1 rRNA gene is annotated in these 292 nt (G+C 55.1%); it reads right to left on the bottom strand.

Going from position 1 to position 292, the window contains the following annotated elements:
• Positions 1–292, bottom strand: a 23S ribosomal RNA gene (locus tag L324_RS00530); the annotation flags it as partial.

Here is a 292-nt window from a genome sequence, read left to right as displayed (position 1 = left end):
TACCGGGTGGTCCCGGCAGATTCACAGCAAATTCCACGAGCTCGCTGCTACTCGGGAACACCAGACAAACAATCCACAACGTGTTTTCGCGTACGGGACTCTCACCCACTCCGGTCGCCCATCCCAAGGCGTTCCACTAACACGCGTAATCATTCCGAGGACTGTCAGATCCTCGACGCTGGGTCCCACAACACCGCTTGCACAACGCCTGACAGCTTGACATACAAACGGTTTAGCCTCTTCCGCTTTCGCTCGCCACTACTCACGGAATCACGGTTGTTTTCTCTTCCTA

It is taken from the genome of Amycolatopsis orientalis DSM 40040 = KCTC 9412 (assembly GCF_000478275.1).
Classification (GTDB): Bacteria; Actinomycetota; Actinomycetes; order Mycobacteriales; family Pseudonocardiaceae; genus Amycolatopsis; species Amycolatopsis orientalis.
This window is presented reverse-complemented; position numbering and strand designations above follow the sequence as displayed.